This window comes from Actinotalea sp. C106, assembly GCF_023630195.1.
In the GTDB taxonomy this organism is placed as follows: Bacteria; Actinomycetota; Actinomycetes; order Actinomycetales; family Cellulomonadaceae; genus Actinotalea.
The window spans coordinates 1-4,060 of record NZ_JALPKN010000276.1 but is presented as its reverse complement, the minus strand read 5'-3'; the positions used below and the strand labels follow the sequence as shown (position 1 = coordinate 4,060).

General features: G+C 71.7%; 3 protein-coding genes. 1 reads left to right on the top strand and 2 read right to left on the bottom strand.

The genetic code is table 11. The features are described from left to right. The coding region (locus L0B03_RS14800) for a DUF349 domain-containing protein (protein ID WP_250447147.1) at window positions 1-934 on the top strand (934 nt) is incomplete at its 5' end. On the opposite strand, the gene L0B03_RS14795 is transcribed toward L0B03_RS14800, so the two are convergent. Together L0B03_RS14795 and L0B03_RS14790 are read right to left on the bottom strand one after the other, a co-directional pair. Next, window positions 935-3,253, bottom strand: coding sequence for a bifunctional (p)ppGpp synthetase/guanosine-3',5'-bis(diphosphate) 3'-pyrophosphohydrolase (locus L0B03_RS14795; protein ID WP_250447144.1), 2,319 nt, complete (start codon window positions 3,251-3,253; stop codon window positions 935-937). 122 nt (window positions 3,254-3,375) lie between these two features. After that, window positions 3,376-3,924 (bottom strand): adenine phosphoribosyltransferase, encoded by a 549-nt coding sequence (locus L0B03_RS14790; protein ID WP_250447141.1) that lies wholly within the window; start codon window positions 3,922-3,924, stop codon window positions 3,376-3,378. Between the last annotated feature and the right edge of the window lie 136 nt (window positions 3,925-4,060).

Below are 4,060 nucleotides of genomic sequence, written 5' to 3'. Positions count from 1 at the left end.
GGCCGCGGCCGAGGCGGAGCGGGCCGCCGCCAAGCAGGCAGCCCTCGAGTCACGCACCGAGATCGTCGAGGCCGCCGAGAAGCTCGCCGCGACCGACCCGGACCGCATGCAGTGGCGGCCGGCCGGCGATCAGCTCCGCACCCTGCTCGACCAGTGGAAGGACGCCCAGCGCCACGGGCCGCGACTGGACCGCGGCGCCGAGGACGCGCTGTGGAAGCGCTTCAGCCACGCACGGTCGACCTTCGACCGGGGGCGACGCCGGTTCTTCGCCGACCTGGAGAAGCGCAACGCCACGGCCAAGGAGGAGAAGGCACGCCTCGTCGCAGAGGCCGAGCGGCTGGCGTCCAGCACGGACTGGGGAGCCACCTCGGGCGCCTACCGCGACCTGATGACCCAGTGGAAGGCCGCCGGCCGTGCGAGCCGGAAGGACGACGACGCCCTCTGGGCGCGGTTCCGCGCCGCGCAGGACACCTTCTTCCACGCCCGGGACGCCTCGCAGCGCGAGACGGATGCAGAGTTCGCCGCGAACCTCGAGGTCAAGCTCCAGCTCCTGACCGAGGCCGAGAAGCTCGTGCCCGTCACCGACCTCGGGGCCGCCAAGGCCGCGCTCCGTGACCTGCAGGACCGGTGGGAGTCCGCAGGCAAGGTGCCCCGCGGCGACATCCAGCGGGTCGAGGGGCGCCTGCGGGCGGTCGAGCAGGCGATCCGCGACGCCGACCAGGCCAAGTGGACCCGGACCAACCCCGAGACCCGCGCACGGGCGGAGGGCGCTGCCGCTCAGCTCCAGGCCGCGATCGCGGGCCTCGAGGCTGATCTGGTCGCCGCCCAGGAGGCCGGGGACGCGCGCCGGATCTCCGAGGCGCAGGCCGCCCTGGACGCCCGCCGGTCCTGGCTCGAGCAGGTCGAGCGGGCCGCGCAGGACGCCCGCGGGTGATCAGGCGGGCTCGTGGGCCTCGGCCCGCGAGCCCGTGATCCGGTAGACGTCGAAGACGCCGTCCACCTTGCGCACCGCTGCGAGGACCGAGGCCAGGTGGTTGGGCTCGGCCATCTCGAAGACGAACTTCGAGATGGCCACCCGGTCCCTCGACGTCGCGACCGAGGCCGACAGGATGTTGACGTGGTGATCCGAGAGAACCCGTGTGACGTCCGAGAGGAGCCTGCTGCGGTCGAGGGCCTCGACCTGGATCTGCACCAGGAACAGCGTGTTCGCGCTCGTGGCCCACTCGACGTCCACCAGGCGCTCGGGCTGCGCCCGCAGCCCGTCGGCGTTCCCGCAGTCCGTGCGGTGAACGCTGACCCCAGCGCCGCGAGTCACGAAGCCCATGATCTCGTCCCCCGGCACGGGGGTGCAGCACTTGGCCAGCTTGGCCCAGACGTCCGACACGCCCTTGACGACGACCCCCGCGTCCCCGCCCCGCGGTCGGCGGGTCTGCTGACCGGGGCGTGCGGTCTCGGCGACGTCCTCCTCGGTCCCCGACTCGCCGCCCATGGACTGCACGAGCCGCTGGACGACGGTCGACGCCGTGGCCTGGCCCTCGCCGATCGCCGCGTAGAGCGCCGAGACGTCCGCATAGCGCATCTCGTTCGCGAGGGTGACGAGCGACTCGTGGGACAGCAGCCGCTGGATCGGCAGGTTCTGCTTGCGCATCGCCTTGGCGATGGCGTCCTTGCCGTGCTCGATGGCCTCCTCGCGACGCTCCTTGGAGAACCACTGGCGGATCTTGTTGCGCGCCCGGGGGCTCTTGACGAAGGTCATCCAGTCGCGGCTGGGGCCAGCGGTCTCCGACTTCGAGGTCAGGACGTCGACGACGTCGCCGTTCTCGAGGGTCGAGTCGAGCGGGACGAGCCGACCGTTCACCCGGGCGCCCATGGTGCGGTGGCCGACCTCGGTGTGCACCGCGTAGGCGAAGTCCACCGGGGTCGAGCCCGCCGGCAGGGCCATCACGTCGCCCTTGGGGGTGAAGACGAAGACCTCGGCCCCACGGATCTCGAAACGCAGGGACTCGAGGAACTCGTTGGGGTCGGCCGTCTCGCGCTGCCAGTCCACGAGCTGGCGCAGCCACGCCATGTCCCCCGCGGCGTCGACCGGGCCGCCACCCTGCTGCTTGGCGACCTCCTTGTACTTCCAGTGGGCCGCGACCCCGTACTCGGCCCGCCGGTGCATCTCGTGGGTACGGATCTGGATCTCGACGGGCTTGCCGCCCGGCCCGATCACCGTGGTGTGCAAGGACTGGTACATGTTGAACTTCGGCATCGCGATGTAGTCCTTGAACCGGCCGGGGACCGGGTTCCACCGCGCGTGCAGGGCGCCCAGGGCCGCGTAGCAGTCCCGCACCGAGTCCACGAGGACACGGACGCCCACCAGGTCGTAGATGTCACCGAAGTCGCGTCCCCGGACGATCATCTTCTGGTAGATCGAGTAGTAGTGCTTCGGGCGGCCGGTCACCGTGCAGCGGATCTTCGCGGTGCGCAGGTCGGCGTTGACCTGCTCGCGCACCACCGAGAGGTACTCGTCGCGGGCCGGCGCGCGCTCGGCGACGAGGTGCACGATCTCCTCGTAGACCTTGGGGTACAGGGCGGCGAAGGACAGGTCCTCGAGCTCCCACTTGATGGTGTTCATGCCGAGGCGGTGCGCGAGGGGGGCGTAGATCTCCAGCGTCTCGCGGGCCTTGCGCTGGGCCGAGGCGGCCGGCACGAAGCGCCAGGTACGAGCGTTGTGCAGCCGGTCCGCGAGCTTGATGACGAGGACGCGGATGTCCCGCGACATCGCGACGACCATCTTGCGCACGGTCTCGGCCTGGGCGGCGTCCCCGTAGACGACCTTGTCGAGCTTGGTCACGCCGTCCACGAGCATCGCGACCTCGGGGCCGTAGTCCGCCGTGAGGTCGTGCAGGGAGTAGGACGTGTCCTCGACGGTGTCGTGCAGCAGAGCCGCGGCGAGGGTCGGTGGGGTCATCCCGAGGTCGGCGAGGATCGTCGCCACCGCGACGGGGTGCGTGATGTATGGGTCCCCGCTCTTGCGCACCTGACCCCGGTGGGCCTTCTCGGCCGTCTCGTAGGCACGCTCCAGGACCGACAGATCCGCCTTCGGGTGGTTGGCCCGCACCGCGAGCATGAGCGGCTCGAGCGCTGGTGACCCTGCCGGGCTCCGGGCCCCGAACCGCGCGAGGCGGGACCTCACCCTGCTCCCCGTGACCGGGGGCTCGACGGCGCTGCTGGGCGCAGGCGGCGGCGTGGTGCCCTTCTCAGCCATGGAGTACCTCCTGCCGCGCGACGATCGTAGAAGTCTAGGTCGCTCGACGGGATGCCGCGGACCATGCCACGACGGAGGTGCCTGCTCGCCGTCCCACGGCGCGGCTCAGTAGCTGATGAGGCTCAGTAGCTGATGAGTACGTCGAGCTCCCGGCCGGCGAGCCGTGCCCTCCCGCGGAGGGCTGTGAGCTCCATGAGGAACGCGAGCCCGACCACGACGCCGCCGGCCGACTCCAGGAGCTCGACGGTCGCTGCCGCCGTGCCCCCGGTGGCCAGAACGTCGTCGACCACGAGGATGCGGGACCCGTCGGGGATGGTGTCGGGGTGGACCTCGAGCACGGCGCTGCCGTACTCGAGGTCGTAGGCGCCGCTCAGGGTCGCGCGGGGCAGCTTGCCCTCCTTGCGCACGGGGATGAACCCGGCGCCGAGCCCCACCGCGACCGGCGCACCGAGGATGAACCCGCGCGCTTCCATGCCGACCACGAGATCGATCGGGGTGTCGGCACGCGCGACCAGGTGCTCCACGGTGGCCGCGAACGCCTGGGCGTCGGCCAGCAGCGGGGTGATGTCCTTGAAGGTCACCCCTGGCTGCGGGTAGTCGTGCACGTCGTGCACCAGGGCAGCCAACCGGTCGCGCAGGTCCTCGGGCACGCTGGGCAGTCCGCGGCTCACGGCTTGCGTCCCGGCGGACGCCCCTGCTTGCGGCGGCGAGGCTGGGCCCGCGTACCGAGGTGCTGACCCGGCACCAGTGCGCCGACGTGCACGGGGGGCGCGTCTGCGGCCACGTCGCCCTCGGCGACCCCCGCAG

Excerpts from the sequence above, each read along its gene's own strand:
- L0B03_RS14795 (WP_250447144.1), bottom strand. The coding sequence starts at position 3,253 with ATGGCTGAGAAGGGCACCACGCCGCCGCCTGCGCCCAGCAGCGCCGTC.